At 59.2% G+C, this 13,761-nt stretch carries 10 protein-coding genes and 2 pseudogenes; 3 read left to right on the top strand and 9 right to left on the bottom strand.

Annotation, left to right across the window (positions count from 1 at the left end; translation table 11 throughout):
- The first annotated feature begins 4 nt into the window (after positions 1–4).
- Positions 5–1,351 carry a pitrilysin family protein gene (locus tag QA646_RS29145; protein ID WP_283060766.1) on the top strand — a complete coding sequence of 449 codons (1,347 nt, stop codon included), beginning with the start codon at positions 5–7 and terminating at the stop codon, positions 1,349–1,351.
- A 94-nt stretch (positions 1,352–1,445) separates the two neighbouring features.
- On the opposite strand, the gene QA646_RS29140 is transcribed toward QA646_RS29145, so the two are convergent.
- The 4 genes from QA646_RS29140 to QA646_RS29125 all read right to left on the bottom strand — a co-directional run bounded on the left by QA646_RS29140 (position 1,446) and on the right by QA646_RS29125 (position 6,156).
- A complete protein-coding gene (locus tag QA646_RS29140; RefSeq protein ID WP_283060764.1) occupies positions 1,446–1,985 on the bottom strand; it encodes a hypothetical protein in 540 nt (179 codons plus the stop codon).
- Positions 1,986–2,271: 286 nt separating this feature from the next.
- The gene (locus tag QA646_RS29135) at positions 2,272–2,877 is read right to left on the bottom strand and encodes a protein rhiA (protein WP_283060763.1); all 606 of its coding nucleotides are present in this window, start codon (positions 2,875–2,877) and stop codon (positions 2,272–2,274) included.
- 948 nt (positions 2,878–3,825) lie between these two features.
- Entirely contained in the window at positions 3,826–4,908 is a 1,083-nt protein-coding gene (locus QA646_RS29130; protein WP_283060762.1) for a helix-turn-helix domain-containing protein, read from the bottom strand.
- A gap of 372 nt (positions 4,909–5,280) precedes the next feature.
- Positions 5,281–6,156: a hypothetical protein gene (locus tag QA646_RS29125; RefSeq protein ID WP_283060760.1), complete on the bottom strand. Its 876-nt coding sequence runs from the start codon at positions 6,154–6,156 to the stop codon at positions 5,281–5,283.
- 340 nt (positions 6,157–6,496) lie between these two features.
- Here QA646_RS29125 and QA646_RS29120 point away from each other — a divergent pair, with 340 nt between their 5' ends.
- Positions 6,497–8,428 (top strand): adenylate/guanylate cyclase domain-containing protein, encoded by a 1,932-nt coding sequence (locus QA646_RS29120; RefSeq protein ID WP_283061038.1) that lies wholly within the window; start codon positions 6,497–6,499, stop codon positions 8,426–8,428.
- A gap of 187 nt (positions 8,429–8,615) precedes the next feature.
- Here QA646_RS29120 and QA646_RS29115 read toward each other — a convergent pair whose 3' ends face one another.
- Complete coding sequence (locus QA646_RS29115) at positions 8,616–8,762, bottom strand: hypothetical protein (protein WP_283060759.1); 147 nt, start codon at positions 8,760–8,762, stop codon at positions 8,616–8,618.
- Between the two features lie 417 nt (positions 8,763–9,179).
- Positions 9,180–9,739: pseudogene (locus QA646_RS29110) on the bottom strand (transposase); the annotation flags it as partial.
- A gap of 719 nt (positions 9,740–10,458) precedes the next feature.
- Between QA646_RS29110 and ltrA the strand changes: the two are divergent.
- A complete protein-coding gene (gene ltrA / locus QA646_RS29105) occupies positions 10,459–11,688 on the top strand; it encodes a group II intron reverse transcriptase/maturase (RefSeq protein WP_283060758.1) in 1,230 nt (409 codons plus the stop codon).
- Positions 11,689–11,777: 89 nt separating this feature from the next.
- On the opposite strand, the pseudogene QA646_RS29100 reads toward ltrA, so the two are convergent.
- The 3 genes and pseudogenes from QA646_RS29100 to QA646_RS29090 all read right to left on the bottom strand — a co-directional run.
- A pseudogene (locus QA646_RS29100) lies at positions 11,778–12,869 on the bottom strand (IS66 family transposase); the annotation flags it as partial.
- 62 nt (positions 12,870–12,931) lie between these two features.
- Positions 12,932–13,285 carry an IS66 family insertion sequence element accessory protein TnpB gene (tnpB, locus tag QA646_RS29095; protein WP_283054400.1) on the bottom strand — a complete coding sequence of 118 codons (354 nt, stop codon included), beginning with the start codon at positions 13,283–13,285 and terminating at the stop codon, positions 12,932–12,934.
- A complete protein-coding gene (locus QA646_RS29090; RefSeq protein ID WP_283054806.1) occupies positions 13,282–13,725 on the bottom strand; it encodes a transposase in 444 nt (147 codons plus the stop codon). The genes tnpB and QA646_RS29090 overlap by 4 nt, the downstream gene beginning before the upstream one ends.
- Positions 13,726–13,761: the final 36 nt, after the last annotated feature.

Below are 13,761 nucleotides of genomic sequence, written 5' to 3'. Positions count from 1 at the left end.
GTCGATGGTGATGTTCAACGGACTGCGGCTCGGGGTGGCCAAACCGCTACTGGTCGCTCTTGTCTTGCTGGGCTTTGCGGCTGCGCCCGCGTGCGCGACGATCGCCATCCAGGAAGTCAGGACAGCGAGTGGGATCAAAGCGTGGCTGGTGGAAGATTATTCAGTTCCGATTGTCACCATTCGTTTCGCGTTCCGAGAAAGTGGCAGCACCCAAGATCCTCCTGGCAAGGAAGGCCTCGTCAACCTCACGACCGGATTGTTCGACGAGGGGGCCGGCGACCTTGACAGCAATACATTTCAGGAACGACTGGACGATGCTGGCGCTAAGATGCGCTTCAGCGCCAGCCGCGATACAATCTACGGCTCCATGCGTGCGCTTGCCGACAGGAAGGATAGTGCGTTCAATCTTCTTCGTCTGGCCATCGAACAGCCGCGCTTCGATCAATCGCCCGTCGATCGCATCCGTGCTCAGATCATCTCCGGCATCCTTGCGGAATCCAAGGATCCACAAAAGGCTGCGCAGGTCGCATGGGCGAAGGCGATCTACGGCGATCATCCATATTCCAACCCGGAAGAGGGCACAGAGCAATCTTTGGCCGCTATCACGATCTCAGATCTGAAGGCTTTTCATAAGCGGCTTTTCACCCGCGGCAACCTCGTCATCGCCGTGGCGGGAGCAATCGATGCCGACGCCCTCAAGCGCGATCTGGATCAGATATTCGGCGAGTTGCCGGCCGAACCGCACCTAACGCCAGTCATCGAAACCGCACCAAAGCTAGGGCAGGAAATTCGGATCGCCTTTGACTTGCCTCAGGTCCAGCTACGGCTAGCCTACCCGGGGATCAGCCGCGAGGATCCACAGTTTTTCGCAGCCTATCTTATGAACCAGACCTTGGGGGGTGGGGCCTTCACGTCCAGGCTCTGGAACGAAATGCGCGAGAAGCGAGGGTTCGCCTATGGCATCGGATCTACCCTCGTGACAAATGCCCATTCCGCGACGCTCGCAATCTATACCAGGGTCCGCCCAGATCGGGCCGCAGAGACGCTTTCCCTCATTCAAGCCGAGGTGAGCCAGATGGTAAAGGACGGCGTCAGCGAAAGAGAACTCGAAACTGCAAAGAAAAATACGATCGGCAGTTTTGCGATCAGCAACCTCAACTCATCCAGGGCTATTGCCGGCACTTTGGTCGAGATCCAGTTGGAAGATCTCGGGATAGACTATATCGAGCGGCGGGAACAGCTGATCCAGGCAGTAACCATTGACGACGTCCGCTCCGCCGCGAGACGGCTTCTCTCCGCCGACCCTGCCGTCATGATCGTCGGACCGCCGCAAGAAGGGCGCAAAAGATGATGGTCTATGGAGAAAGATCGAGGTAGATGCTGCCGGGTGCGCATCCGGCAGCAGGGCCACTTCATTGATTGGCGAAGGTCATCTTATGGTCGAACTATCGGGAACAACCAATCGTGTTCCCGTTGATGACGGCAATATTCGGATTGTTGAAGAAGACAAGATTAGCGATACCGGCCGCGGCCACCCTTGAGGCTGCGTTGTTGTTGCCATTTGAGATTGCGCCTCTTGCAATGCTCCAGTGACCGGCTGGGTTGTTGTCGAAATCGATCTGCCAGGGAAACACGCGGGGTTGATCGACAGTGAAGGCACCGACCGCTATGTCCGCATTCCCGACGAGAAGGTGGTGACCTGGTGCCGGCGGTGGGGTGATGTTGCCTAGATCGATCTTGATAATGCACTGGAAGGTAGGCAGTGCGGCTCTTGCGGCCGCGTCATCTGCATAATGGAAGAAAGACAAGCTTGGAGTAGCGCCACTCACTCCAAAATTCTTTTCGTCCCAGATCACATGACGGAGCGGATTGGCCACCACTCCGCGGTAGACGGAATAGGCGCTGGCGGGACTTTCTACAGCCAAGGCTGCCAGCATTGCAAATATGATTGAGATGACGCCACGGCGTTGCTTGTTGCTGTTCATAACGGTTCCTTTCGCGATAATTGGCAAACGCTCCGCTCTTAATGAAGACGCAGAGCGGCGCGTTCTGCCGGATCCGGTAGGCGTTGGAGCGAAAGCCCCGCTTTCGCCCTTTGAGGTGTTGTGAGAGACCAATGCTGGTCGCCTCCAGAACTGGATCAGGCCGCGGTCGATGCCGCTGGTGAGGGGAGGGTGCTCTCAAGCTGTTGCAGTTCGAGGGCTGTGCTCCAGACTGCGTTGCGACCTGCCCGAGGGTGACGGCGGCTTGCCAGCCGCCGTCGGTCCAAGATCAGGAAATTCTGATCAGATTTTCGATGTCGAGGACCGCCGTCCGGGACGTGAGCGATCCACCATAGGTGACCTCGACGGCGTTGGTCACATCTTGGATGTCCATCACGTCGCCGGTCTCATAATTGCCGAAGACAACCCAGTAATTCGGGTGTGGGGTAAAGACGGCCGTCATGTTGGGAGCCGCCTGGACAGCAAAGGTGCCCGAGCCGGACATGCCGATACCGACGGAAGTTTTGTCGGGTTCGACATTGGACAGCTGGTGGATGGTGAGCGAACCGAGCGCGCCACCGCCGCTTTGCTTGCCGAAGGTTGTCGCACTATACTGATCCTTCGTCAGTTGGATCAGGTTCTGGCGATCCGGATCGGCAGGCACGGTCTGCGTAGCCGAAAAATTGATGCCAGGCTGCAATAGCCCGGTTTCCGACCAGACGAAGCTGTATTCGATCTCCCATGTAAACGCTATGCGACTTCCCGGTGCGGTCGCACGGGCGAACCAGGCGAGCGAAAACACGTCGCCGGGAATCGTGGTCGGCGGGGCTTTCTGGAAGACCGCGAAGCTGCCATGAAGCTGCGAGTTGTTGATGCAGGTCAGGGAATATTTCATTTGCACTTCCTTTCGTTTGAGTATTGCCCGGTACCTAGGGTGTGACCGGCACCACCCGGGGCTGGAACGGTGCCGGTCTATCCCTCGCCGCGAGTGAAGGAAAAGCGGCGAGGGCTACCCGGCTCGCGACGTGGGGCCGGGAAGGTCGATCGGTTCAGGCGGTTTGGACGATCAGGTCGTCCGGCCCACGGTGATTTGTGTGCTGGCCGCGGGATCGCCGCTTTCCGGACCCTTTATGAAACAGATGTTCGTTGCGCGGCTCATGTCCGATTGATCGGACTTTGGAACCGGAAGGGTCTGCCAAAAATCAAAAGCAGCCGTTGGCGACAGGTCAGGTTCAAGGCTGAGCGAACCCAGGCTTTCTGGATCGCCTAAGGATCGGCGCAGGTCCGGCGATCAGGCCGATAAACCGTACGTCGAGGTTCCGGAAGCGAAAGTCACATGCGTGTTTTTCTTCGAGGTTTCGTTTTTCCGGACAAAGAAGACGGTGCCGTTGCTCAAGGGCGCTCTCACGCTATCGCCCAGCGAAACCTTTGTCTTCTGCGCACCGACGTGCGCCTTGCCACGAAAAGCCAGCAGGGTCAGCGCCCCGCTTCCGCCGATCGGTTGAGGATCTGAGGCTGCCCGGGCCGGACACGAGGGGCGCGATGATCTGCGTCTGTCTTAAGTGCGAGGCTTTTCAGTTTCGGCGGAAAGACGCTGAAATACCGTGTGGCCGGCGCGCTCGACCTGTTGATGACAGTCAGGCTTAAGTTGATTTCGCTTGCCACGGGTGCGTTGCCCGCGTGGGTGATTGCAATCGGTTTAGACATTGATCCGCTTCCTTTTAGAAGGCTGTCGCTCGGTTGTCCTTTTGAGTTGAGATGATCCTACGTGGCCCATCCGGGGGTGTCTGTGGGCTGGCGTTCCAAAAACTTGGACCAGCGTCCCGACGTTCGCAGCAAGACGTCATCTGCTGCCCAGTCCGGTCAGCCAACGTGCGAACGAGGCGCCACCCGGCGGCGGCAACAATGTGCCCAGCCCTAATCCCTCGCCCACCCCTGGTCCTTCGCCCAGCCGGGCGGCGGTCCGGGCAGCTCTCGGAGAAAGTCCAAAGGCTCGGCGAAACAGACGGCTGAAATGGGCCTCGTCTGCGAAACCCATTTCATAGGCGATGTCGGCGATGCGGCGGTCAGCATGGCGCGGATCGCAAAGAATGAGTAGGCAGCGTCTGAGACGGCGGCGGCGGATATAGGTCTCGACACCGCCTTCTGTCCCAAATTGGCGATAGAGTTGGCTGCGGGAAACACCCAGCTCCCGGGTCAACCCGGCCGGGCTCAAGTCACGGCGATGCAGGTTTTCCTCGATGTGGCGGCGTAGGCGGCGCGAGAGGTTGCCCCTTGCGTCCCTTGGTGTAACCGCAGCACCCGGTCCCAGCGATGACGCGAGCAGATCAGGTACGGAGGCCCCGAGAGCGAGCAACTCGCCGGCGGACAGGCTGCGTGCGGCCCCGCACAACGCTTCCAGAAACGTGCGCAGAATTATGCCCATCGCGGCGTCCTTGGTAAGGATCCGGCCGGGAATCGGCTGCACCGGCGCGACTGCCGATGGAAGCAAGGTGCGCGGAAGGATTAAGTGCATCGTCTCTGCCGCTTTCATGGCAAAAGCCATTGGCGCCGAGAGATCCAGCACGGCCACGTCGCCCGGACATAGCCTCCGGGCAGCAGGGGGGGCCAGCGTGACAGCGCCACGCAGCAGGCAGGAAATGACAATGTGGTCGATGTCATCATGTGCAAGGCGGGCCGGCGTCCGCCGATATCGCCCGCCGTCGACAACGCTCCGGCAAAGCAGAAACGTGCCGAAGTGATGGACTATGAGACTGGCCTCGAACCCGCCGGATGGCGATTTATCCGGCAGGAAACTGTCGAACAGTACAATGAGAAGAGAACGCCATGCCTCAAAGGGAAAGCGATTACCCGCCGTGGCAAAATGAAAGCTCGGGACTGCACTTTCTCCGCTCGTCGCAGAGGTGAGTTCGTCCGATGTATGCACAGGTCCCTCCCCAAACGGAAGAGGCATAGTTGCAGCTAACGATTTGATTTTGCAAACGTATAAACATATTCAGTTTATACATTTTAGATATTTCTTTATTAATGGCGCGGTGATCTGCAGGACTGTTGCGCCGCAGACCGTCTCCGGGAGACAGTGACAAACCGTCATGGAAATACGTCTATACGTCTGCTCCTGGGAACTTTGTTCAAACGCGAAGCCTTCCGCAGCATCGACAGCATGCGATAAGGCATTGGCATGTCCTTTGTTTCAACACTTATCGAAGAGGGCGTGGGTCTTCAGCGGACAAGCTGGTCAAATAGAGGAGTGAACGCAACGCCGCTGATATGCCCTATAGTGCGAGTCTTTTGAAGACTAACTTGCATGCTGCGCAAACTCAAATCGTACTCGGAATAGCTGCTCTTCTCCTGGGGCGAGGTTGACATTATAGTCCCGCTCGTCAAATGGGATGCGTCTGCCCTCCATGTCACCGTGACCCGTACATGGTTCCAACGCGAGGAAGTCTTGCTGTGGGAGAGACCATACAACCCAGTGACGTGCATCTGGCGCGTCAATTCTAATGGTGGCCTTTTCCCCAACAAGCGACAGCCATTTACTGTTTGCATTCAAAAAACAAAGGGCTTCATTTTGGAAAAGGCTTTCGTTTAGATGAAGGTACCGTCCGTTGAGGGAAATTTTCCGTTGACTACCTTGAATGAGACCTTCGGAAGATATGCATGGGACGAGAGGGGATTCCAATTTCTCGAATTGCAGCCGCCAGGTATCTTTGCGCGCAGACGATAACGGCCATCTAAATCCTGGATGTATTCCGATCGAATAAGGCAAGAACGAGCTGGAGGTGTTTTTTACGGAAATATCGATGTTCAGTCGACTATCTACAATCTTATACGCAATTCTGAAAATAAAACCAAATGGATACATTGTTTTCGTGAATTCATCGTCAGATGTTTCTAAAGTCACCTCGCTTTCTGAGATGGAAACCACGTCAAATTCCTGCATGCTGATGAAGCCGTGAACGGGCATCGGATAAGGTTGCCCTTTTATTTCGACAAGTGAAGACTCACTCCATCCGCATGAAGGAAACATCAGGGGGCAAGCTTGGTTCCAACCTGGGGGGCGCCGCGACCAGAGGAGGTCGTTTGCACCGACCTGCCACCCAATTAGCTCTGCTCCTTTTCGGTTGATAACTGCCTGTGCAATACCGGAACGAATAGCGACAGCATCGTGCATGAATGTTGTTACCTTAAAACCTTCAGAATCGTCAGACGGGCAATACTTTCCTTCTACAATCGTCACGCGGCTGAATTAAGAAAAAGAAGCCGTGACTTTTCATGCGTCCTTTGTGTGTCAGTGCTATTTGAAAGGTGCGGCACCTCAGGCGCATCTGCTCAGCATTTCACATTCGCGCGCCAGCAAATTCGCGGAGTTCGGTAGCAGATGCCACCGGCCGAAGCGAGTTCGTGGCCGCTTCGCCCGCAAGCAGACATGCCGTTTTGGCGGTGTGCTGGTTGCGGCGCTTCCGTGGGTGTAGACTGTCGACACTGTTGCATGTTCATGCAAGGCAACGATGATGGGCACCCCCGCGCTCGACCGAAAGCTGCTCGCGATCCTCGCAGCGGATATGGTCGGCTACTCGAAGGCGATGGAGGCCGACGAGGCCGGCACCATCAAGCGGCTGAAGGCGATCCGCGTCGAGCTGATCAATCCCGCCATTTCCGAGCGCCATGGCACCGTCATCAAGCTGATGGGCGATGGCGCACTCGTCGCATTCGACAGCGTGGTGGATGCGGTTGCCTGTGCTGCGGCGTTTCAAAATGCCGTGGCGGCGCGCAATGCCGGCCTGCCGGAGCCCGAGCGCATCATATTCCGCGTCGGGATCAATCTCGGCGATGTCGCCTTGGTCGATGGCGATGTCTATGGGGACGGGGTGAATGTCGCCGCGCGGCTGGAGCATCTGGCCGAACCGGGCGGCGTGGTGGTGTCGGGCACGGCATATGATCATCTTCAGGGCAAACTCGATTGGCCGCTCGATTTCGCCGGCGAGCAGCAGGTCAAAAACATCAGCCGCCCGGTGCGGATGTATCGGTTGAGGCTCGACGGCAAACGGGTGCGTCGCCCGCTTCTCGCAATGATGCCGCGCTGGATTGGGACAACTGCAGCGGCGATCGTCGTTTTGGCTCTGGCAGGCGGCGGGGCCGCCTGGTGGTTCCTGCAGCCGGAGCCTCTGATCGGCAAGCCGTCGGTGGCGGTGCTGCCCTTTGAAAATTACGGTGGCGACGAAGCGAGCGGCCGTCTCGCCGATGGCCTGACCGAGGACGTCATCACCGACCTCGCGCGGTTTCCCGAATTCGAGGTGGTGGCGCGAAATTCGACGGAAGCCTATAAGGGCAAGCCGGTGGATCCCCTCCAGGTCGCAACTGCGCTCCATGTCGGCTTTGTCATGGAAGGCTCGATCCAGCGGCAGAGTGGCCGGGTGCGGATCACGGCGCAGTTGATCGATGCCAAAACCGGCCGCCATCTTTGGTCGGAAAACTGGGACCGGCCCGCCGAGGACGTGTTCGCCGTTCAGACCGAAATCGCAGAGCAGGTCGCCAACCGCCTCGGCGGCGGCGTCGGGCTGATTCAAGAGGCCGGGCGGGCCGCAGCCAAACGCAAACGGCCCGACAACCTTAACGCCTATGATTACTACCTGCTCGGATCAGAGAAGATCGAAAAGCTCACCAAGGCCGATGATGAGGAGGCCATCACCTTTCTCAACCGCGCCGTCGAGCTGGACCCGGGGCTGGCGCGGGCCTGGGTAGAACTTTACCACGCGCATGATCTGATGGGTGTGTTCGGCGTCGATCCCGAGGGCAACCGCAAGGTGGCCGCCGAGGTGGCCGAACGCGCGGTGCGCCTTGATCCACGCGACGCCGAAGCCCACGCAGTGTTTGCGATGAGCCTTGCCAATAGAGGCGACATGGGCCGCGCCAAGTCCGAATTCGACACCGCCCTTCGCCTGGCTCCGGGCTCGTCCGAAATCCTGACGTTCTATAGCGGCTTTGCCGCACGCTTCAACGAACCCGAACGCGGCGCTCAAATGGTCGACAAGGTCATGCGGCTCGACCCGAACTATCCGATGTGGGCCTCCAACTTCTTCGCACCCGCCTATTTCATGGCGGGGCGGTATGACGAGGCGGTGACGATGCTGGAGCGCATGACGCCCAACAACTACCAAAGATGGACCTGGGTCGTCCGCAGCAGCTCGCTTGCGGCACTGGGGCGAACCGATGAGGCGAAAGCTTCAGCCATGGAAGCTCTCAAGCAGCACCCTGAATTAACCATCGAGAGCATGATCAATGAACCCGGCCTCAGCACAATCGAACGCAACCGATTCATAGAGACGATGCCACTCGCCGGCTTCCCGGCATGCGGCAAGCCCGAGGCGCTGGCGAAACTCGCCAAACCTATGCGACTGCCGGAATGCGCGGCGGAGAAGGCGAACCCTCTCGGGCAGCCATAGAACAGTGCAACACGCTTGCGAGCCGCTGGTGGCTGTTGCTGCATAAGACCGCAAATTCGGGTCACTGAAATAGCGGTGAGAGGCATTCGACGCTTGGCAGTCTGGTCGATTGCGGGTTTGGGTGGAAAAGGAAATGAGGTTCTCCGCGAACGAGGAGACAGGGGTCGTCGTAAGTCGTGTGGTGAGATCATCCTTGTTTGACACCCATATGAAGTGCCTTGTCCAGCGCCGGTATCTTTTCGGAGATAAATTCAATTTGCTGCCAGCAGGCCGCCGCAGAAGACCTGGGGGCAACCTCCGCCAGATCGGGAAAGGTCGCGATAAGCTCATTCATGATGTGTGTTCGGTCGCTAGAAGGAAGAATGATGCCTCCGCACTTCGTCAGATGTTCACGTATGTATTGACTGCCTGCGTTGCGGACGGCCCGCGCACTTGGACCGCATCGGCTTGCTTGTCCCCGCTGTTGGCACTCACAAATCGCACCGTTGGTGGTTACGCGGCTTCTGCAATGGCCTCGGCGCGGTAGAATCGTTCTCTTGGCGACGAACGGCTTTCAACAGGAAGGCTGATCGATTAGTTTGACCTCACGACCGTTTTACCGATCTCCCACACTGCTTGCCATCGCCACCACGCGGGTGGATCTTGGTGATAAACTGTATGCGGCGTCCACGCCCCATCGATTTTTCAGTTGCGGCAACCTGAGGCCGATTTTCGGCCGTCAAATGAGCTCACCGAAGAGTACCTGACGAGCTCATTGTGAGGGCTTGGTGCGGGCGGCATGGGCCCATGGCATCAGGGCATCGATGTCTTCGGCGAGGTGGCCGTTTGCGAGGCGGGTGAAGAGGTCGCACAGATAGGCGTAGGGTTCAACGCTGTTCATTTTACAAGTGCCGATCAGGCTGGCAAACCGGGCCCAGTTGCGGCCCCTTCATCGTGCCCCGCAAAGAGCGCATTGCGGCGATTCATGGCGGGTCGGCGGATCGCGTTTTCCACCAGGTTGGAGTCGATATCGACGTGGCCGTCGTCCAGGAACAGCCGGAATCCGGCCTGTCGCGTCAGCATATAGGCCAGGGCTTTTCCGAGGTCAGACTTGCGTGAGACGCGCTTGGCTTGCGCTGCCAGCCAGGTGAAGAACTCGTCCACCAGCGGGAGGGACAGGTCCTGTCGAACTGCCCGGCGATGCTCGTGATCGCAACCCCGGATACGGCCTTCGATCTTGTAGAGCGCGGCGATCCGCACCAGCGCCTCGTCGACGATCGGCGATCCACTCTTTGGCGTGGCCTTGATCAGCTTTCTGCGCCCGTGCGCCCAACTTGCGTCAGGCAAGTCCCGGAACGGGGGATGAATACGAAAGGAGGTGAGAGCCGAACAGAAACCGTTCGCAGCGATCCAGCGGGTTCAACGCCCGTCCGGCAAAGGCGCAGCCCGCCAGCCGGAAGCGAGTCTTGCATGGATGGCGGCAACGTCATTCGTGAAGCGTAGACAGCGGATGATGAAGCGGCGGGGTAAGCCCCGATATCATGGTTTGTGACGACGCCTTCGGAGTGTTGGGACCGGGGGCAGCATCCGACTTGCCGGTATTGGCGAGGCAGGCGGGGTCGTCCGGGGTCTTGGGCCACCGCAAAGTCATGGGATGGATCGCCGGGGAACCTGAGAGATCCCACTCACGCCCAAGGAAGCAATGCCGGAAACGGGGTGCCGGCTGACATAAAAGACTCCCGGCCCTACGACAGCCCTGCATGTCGGAGGGAGCGCCTCGGCGGACACAAATATGCAGGGCCGCATGGACCCGGAAGGCGAAGCAATAAGCCGACGGGCAAGCGTGAGCGGGAAGTCGTAGCACCCTCATATTACCAATGAGCGCGGGGAACCGTGTCCGGCGGGACCCGAAGGAGGAAAGGGGGGTGTCACGGAACCAGAACCACTGACAGGAAACATCGGAGGGGACCCTGAGCCCTACAAACGTGTACACGAAACGGCAGTGGATAGCCGAACAGGCGAGGGAGCACCCGGAGAGGGTGTTCACATCCTTGCACCATCTGATTGATCTCGACTGGATGTTCGAGGCGTGGGCTCTGACGCGCAAGGATGGCGCGGCGGGCATCGACGGTCGCACGGCTGACGACTATGAGAAGGATCTCGGGGCGAATCTTGAAAGCCTCCGGATCCGGATGATGTCGGGCAGTTACCGCGCACCCCCGGTGCGACGCCACTACATCCCCAAGGCCGATGGGTCCCGGCGACCTCTGGGCATCCCGACCGTCGAAGATAAAGTGGCGCAACGGGCAATCGTGATGCTGCTGGAGCCGATCTACGAGGAGGACTTTCTGGACTGCTCGTTCGGGTTCCGGCCGGAACGGTCGGCGCATGACGCCATCCGCACCTTGCGCGATGGCATCATGGACACCGGTCAGCGATGGGTGATCGACGCGGATATCTCGAAGTATTTCGATAGCATCGACCACGGGCATCTACGCAGCTTTCTCGACCTGAGGATCAGAGACGGCGTCATCAGACGCATGATTGACAAGTGGTTGAACGCGGGGGTGCTGGACCAGGGCACCCTGAGCCGATCGGTAGCTGGAACTCCACAAGGCGGAGTGATCAGTCCGCTTCTCGCGAACATCTTCCTCCACCATGTGCTGGACAGGTGGTACGTGGAGGTGGCGAAGCCTCGCCTAAAACGGAGGTGCCAGATGGTGCGGTATGCTGACGACTTCGTCATGAGCTTCGAGGATTACCTGGACGGCCGGCGTATGCTGGCCGTGCTGGGCAGGCGTTTCGAGCGGTATGGGCTCCGGCTCCATCCCGACAAGACGCGCTATGTGGACTTCCGTTTCCGGCGCCCGCATGGGCGGCACCCGGCAACGAGTGCCACCAGTTTCAACTTTCTCGGCTTCACCCATGTCTGGGGGCAGTCGCGGAAGGGGAAGCCGGTGGTGCGGCAGGTCACGGCCAAGGATCGGTTTGCGCGAGCCTTACGGGCAGTCAGGGAATGGTGCCTCAAACACCTGCACCTGTCGCTCACGGTTCAGCACCGACATCTGACCCGGATGATGCGAGGCCACTACGCCTACTATGGGATCACGGGCAATGGACGGCGTCTGAGGTGGTATCACCATCAGGTCGAGCGCATCTGGAAAAGCGGGCTCTCACGCCGCAGCCGATCTGGAAAGCCGAACTGGAATCGGATGGCGCAGGTCCTTGACCGGTTTCCCTTGCCTTCAACCCGGATCGTACATCAGTGGAGCCGTCCCTGAGCGAAACTGGACTGTGAGGAACCGGATGCGGGAAATCTGCACGTCCGGATCTGTGAGGGGCGGGGCTCGGTAACGACCCCGCCTACTCGGCAGAAAGCCAGCTTCAATGGATCGCCACCCATCCGGTCCGACGTGGCGAGGTGAGAGTAACCACCGTAGGCATCCACCTGGATTGTCCCGTTGAACCCGTCGAGGATTTCAGCGGCATATTCGCCTTTACGCCCGGGCCGATAATGGAACACCACGCCCGGCGGCGCAGAACCGTTCCAGCCGCGGTCGTCACGCAACACGGCCCAGAGATAGCCGGTCTTCGTCTTGCCTCGCCCCGGATCAAGAACCGGAGCTGTTGTCTCGTCGACATAGAGCCGCGTGCTTTCAAACAGCAGCCTTTCGGCCATGTGGTCGACCACCGGTGCGATTTCGCTGCCCGTGCGCCCAAGCCAATCGGAAAGGACCGTGCGGTCGATCGGCACCCCGTGTCGCGCCATGACCTCGGCCTGCCGGTTGAGCGGCATATGTTCGGAATGCTTGGAGACGGCAATCTCAGCCAGAAGGGCTTCCGTCGGCCAGCTCCCTTCCAAGAGATGCGCCGGCGCTCTGGCCTGGACGACGCCCGTTCGACCCTTGGGGCAGGCGTATTTCGGGCGGATCGTGACGATCACCTCGTAGCGTGCCGGAATCCGGTCGAGCCGTTCCGTCCGGTCTTCGCCGATCCGGACCATGTTGCCGCAACCGCAGGGGCAAACGATGCTCTCGGGCTCGATCACTCTCTCGACCCGCGGCAGGTGTTCGGGCAGTGCACGGGCCTTACGCTCCTTGCGAGGGGCGGCCTTGTCCGGATCGGATGCGCTGGCTTCGATCTTTTTCTCGACGGCGGCGATCCGCGCCTGTGTTTCGGCAATCGCCGTTTCAAGGTCTTCCAGCGCCAGTTCCATCTGCGCCGGATCGAGCTTTTCCGATTTCGGCCCGAACTTGGTGCGCCGATAGTCGTGAACCTGACACTCAAGCTTCTCGATCAGTTCCTTCAACTCGGCGATGAAGGCGTCCTTTTCGGCCACCACAGCCTGCTCATGCTGACGTGCAGCACGCTCGACCGACAGTTCGAACTGCATCGCCGCAAAGGCTTTGACCACCTCGGGCGGAAGGTCCGGAAACAGGCTGAGATCAAGGGGCGACGACATGCGGCCTTATAGCAAGGCAGCACAAAAAAGCCAAATAAAACAATGCAAAGACGGCCGGATATTCACCCTGCCGCCGACGGCGCGATCACCCGTTGCGCCATGACCCGTCGCCAGTCAAGACCTTCGAACAAAGCCTCATATTGAGCCCTGGAAAGACGCATCGTCCCATCCTGAACCTTGGGCCAGGCAAAGTTTCCATGTTCAAGAATTTTGTAGGTTAGCACCATTCCGGTGCCATCCCATACCAGGATTTTCAGGCGATCACCGCGCTTCGACCGGAAGATCACCGTCACCCCGGAATGCGGATCGAGCTTCAACTCGGTCTGCACCATCAGAGCCAGCGCCTGATGCCCACAGCGGAAGTCCACCGGCCGCGTTGCAATCAGGATCGGCAGTCGTTGGCCCGCGACGATCATGCCGTCCCTCGCATGGCTCGCACCAGAGCCGCCACACGTTCAACCGGCACATCGCCGGGAACCCGCATCACAACATCCGGGCCGATCTCCAACGTCAAGACCGACGAAACCGCCGCCGGCAGCGGCGGCGCCAAAACATTCACAGCCGCGCTCGGCTCTGCCGCAATCGCCAAAGGCACAAATGCAGGCTCGGCATCGCCGCTCTCCGACTGGCCCGACATAGTCTCAAAAGGCAACGCCAGAATGCCCTCGCGCACTTGCCGGCGCCACAAGGAAAGCTGGTGCGCAACAACGTCATGACGGCGCGCGACATCAACAACACGAACACCAGGCTCAAGGCTTTCCGCCACGATCCGCGCCTTCACATCATCCGGCCAACGCCGGTTTCCGCGGCGCGGCTCGACAACTTCGTAGCGCCCAACAAATCCATCATCTGCCATGCAAATCTCCAGATAGTCCTGGAAACCTTCTCGCAC

Origin of the sequence: Rhizobium sp. CB3090 (assembly GCF_029714285.1) — a bacterium.
Classification (GTDB): Bacteria; Pseudomonadota; Alphaproteobacteria; order Rhizobiales; family Rhizobiaceae; genus Rhizobium.
Note: the sequence above shows the minus strand (reverse complement) of the source record. Positions and strands in the feature narration are given on the sequence as shown.

Excerpts from the sequence above, each read along its gene's own strand:
- QA646_RS29145 (WP_283060766.1), top strand. The coding sequence starts at position 5 with ATGGTGATGTTCAACGGACTGCGGCTCGGGGTGGCCAAACCGCTACTG.
- QA646_RS29140 (WP_283060764.1), bottom strand. The coding sequence starts at position 1,985 with ATGAACAGCAACAAGCAACGCCGTGGCGTCATCTCAATCATATTTGCA.
- QA646_RS29135 (WP_283060763.1), bottom strand. The coding sequence starts at position 2,877 with ATGAAATATTCCCTGACCTGCATCAACAACTCGCAGCTTCATGGCAGC.
- QA646_RS29125 (WP_283060760.1), bottom strand. The coding sequence starts at position 6,156 with ATGCACGATGCTGTCGCTATTCGTTCCGGTATTGCACAGGCAGTTATC.
- QA646_RS29120 (WP_283061038.1), top strand. The coding sequence starts at position 6,497 with ATGGGCACCCCCGCGCTCGACCGAAAGCTGCTCGCGATCCTCGCAGCG.
- QA646_RS29115 (WP_283060759.1), bottom strand. The coding sequence starts at position 8,762 with ATGAATGAGCTTATCGCGACCTTTCCCGATCTGGCGGAGGTTGCCCCC.
- tnpB (WP_283054400.1), bottom strand. The coding sequence starts at position 13,285 with ATGATCGTCGCGGGCCAACGACTGCCGATCCTGATTGCAACGCGGCCG.
- QA646_RS29090 (WP_283054806.1), bottom strand. The coding sequence starts at position 13,725 with ATGGCAGATGATGGATTTGTTGGGCGCTACGAAGTTGTCGAGCCGCGC.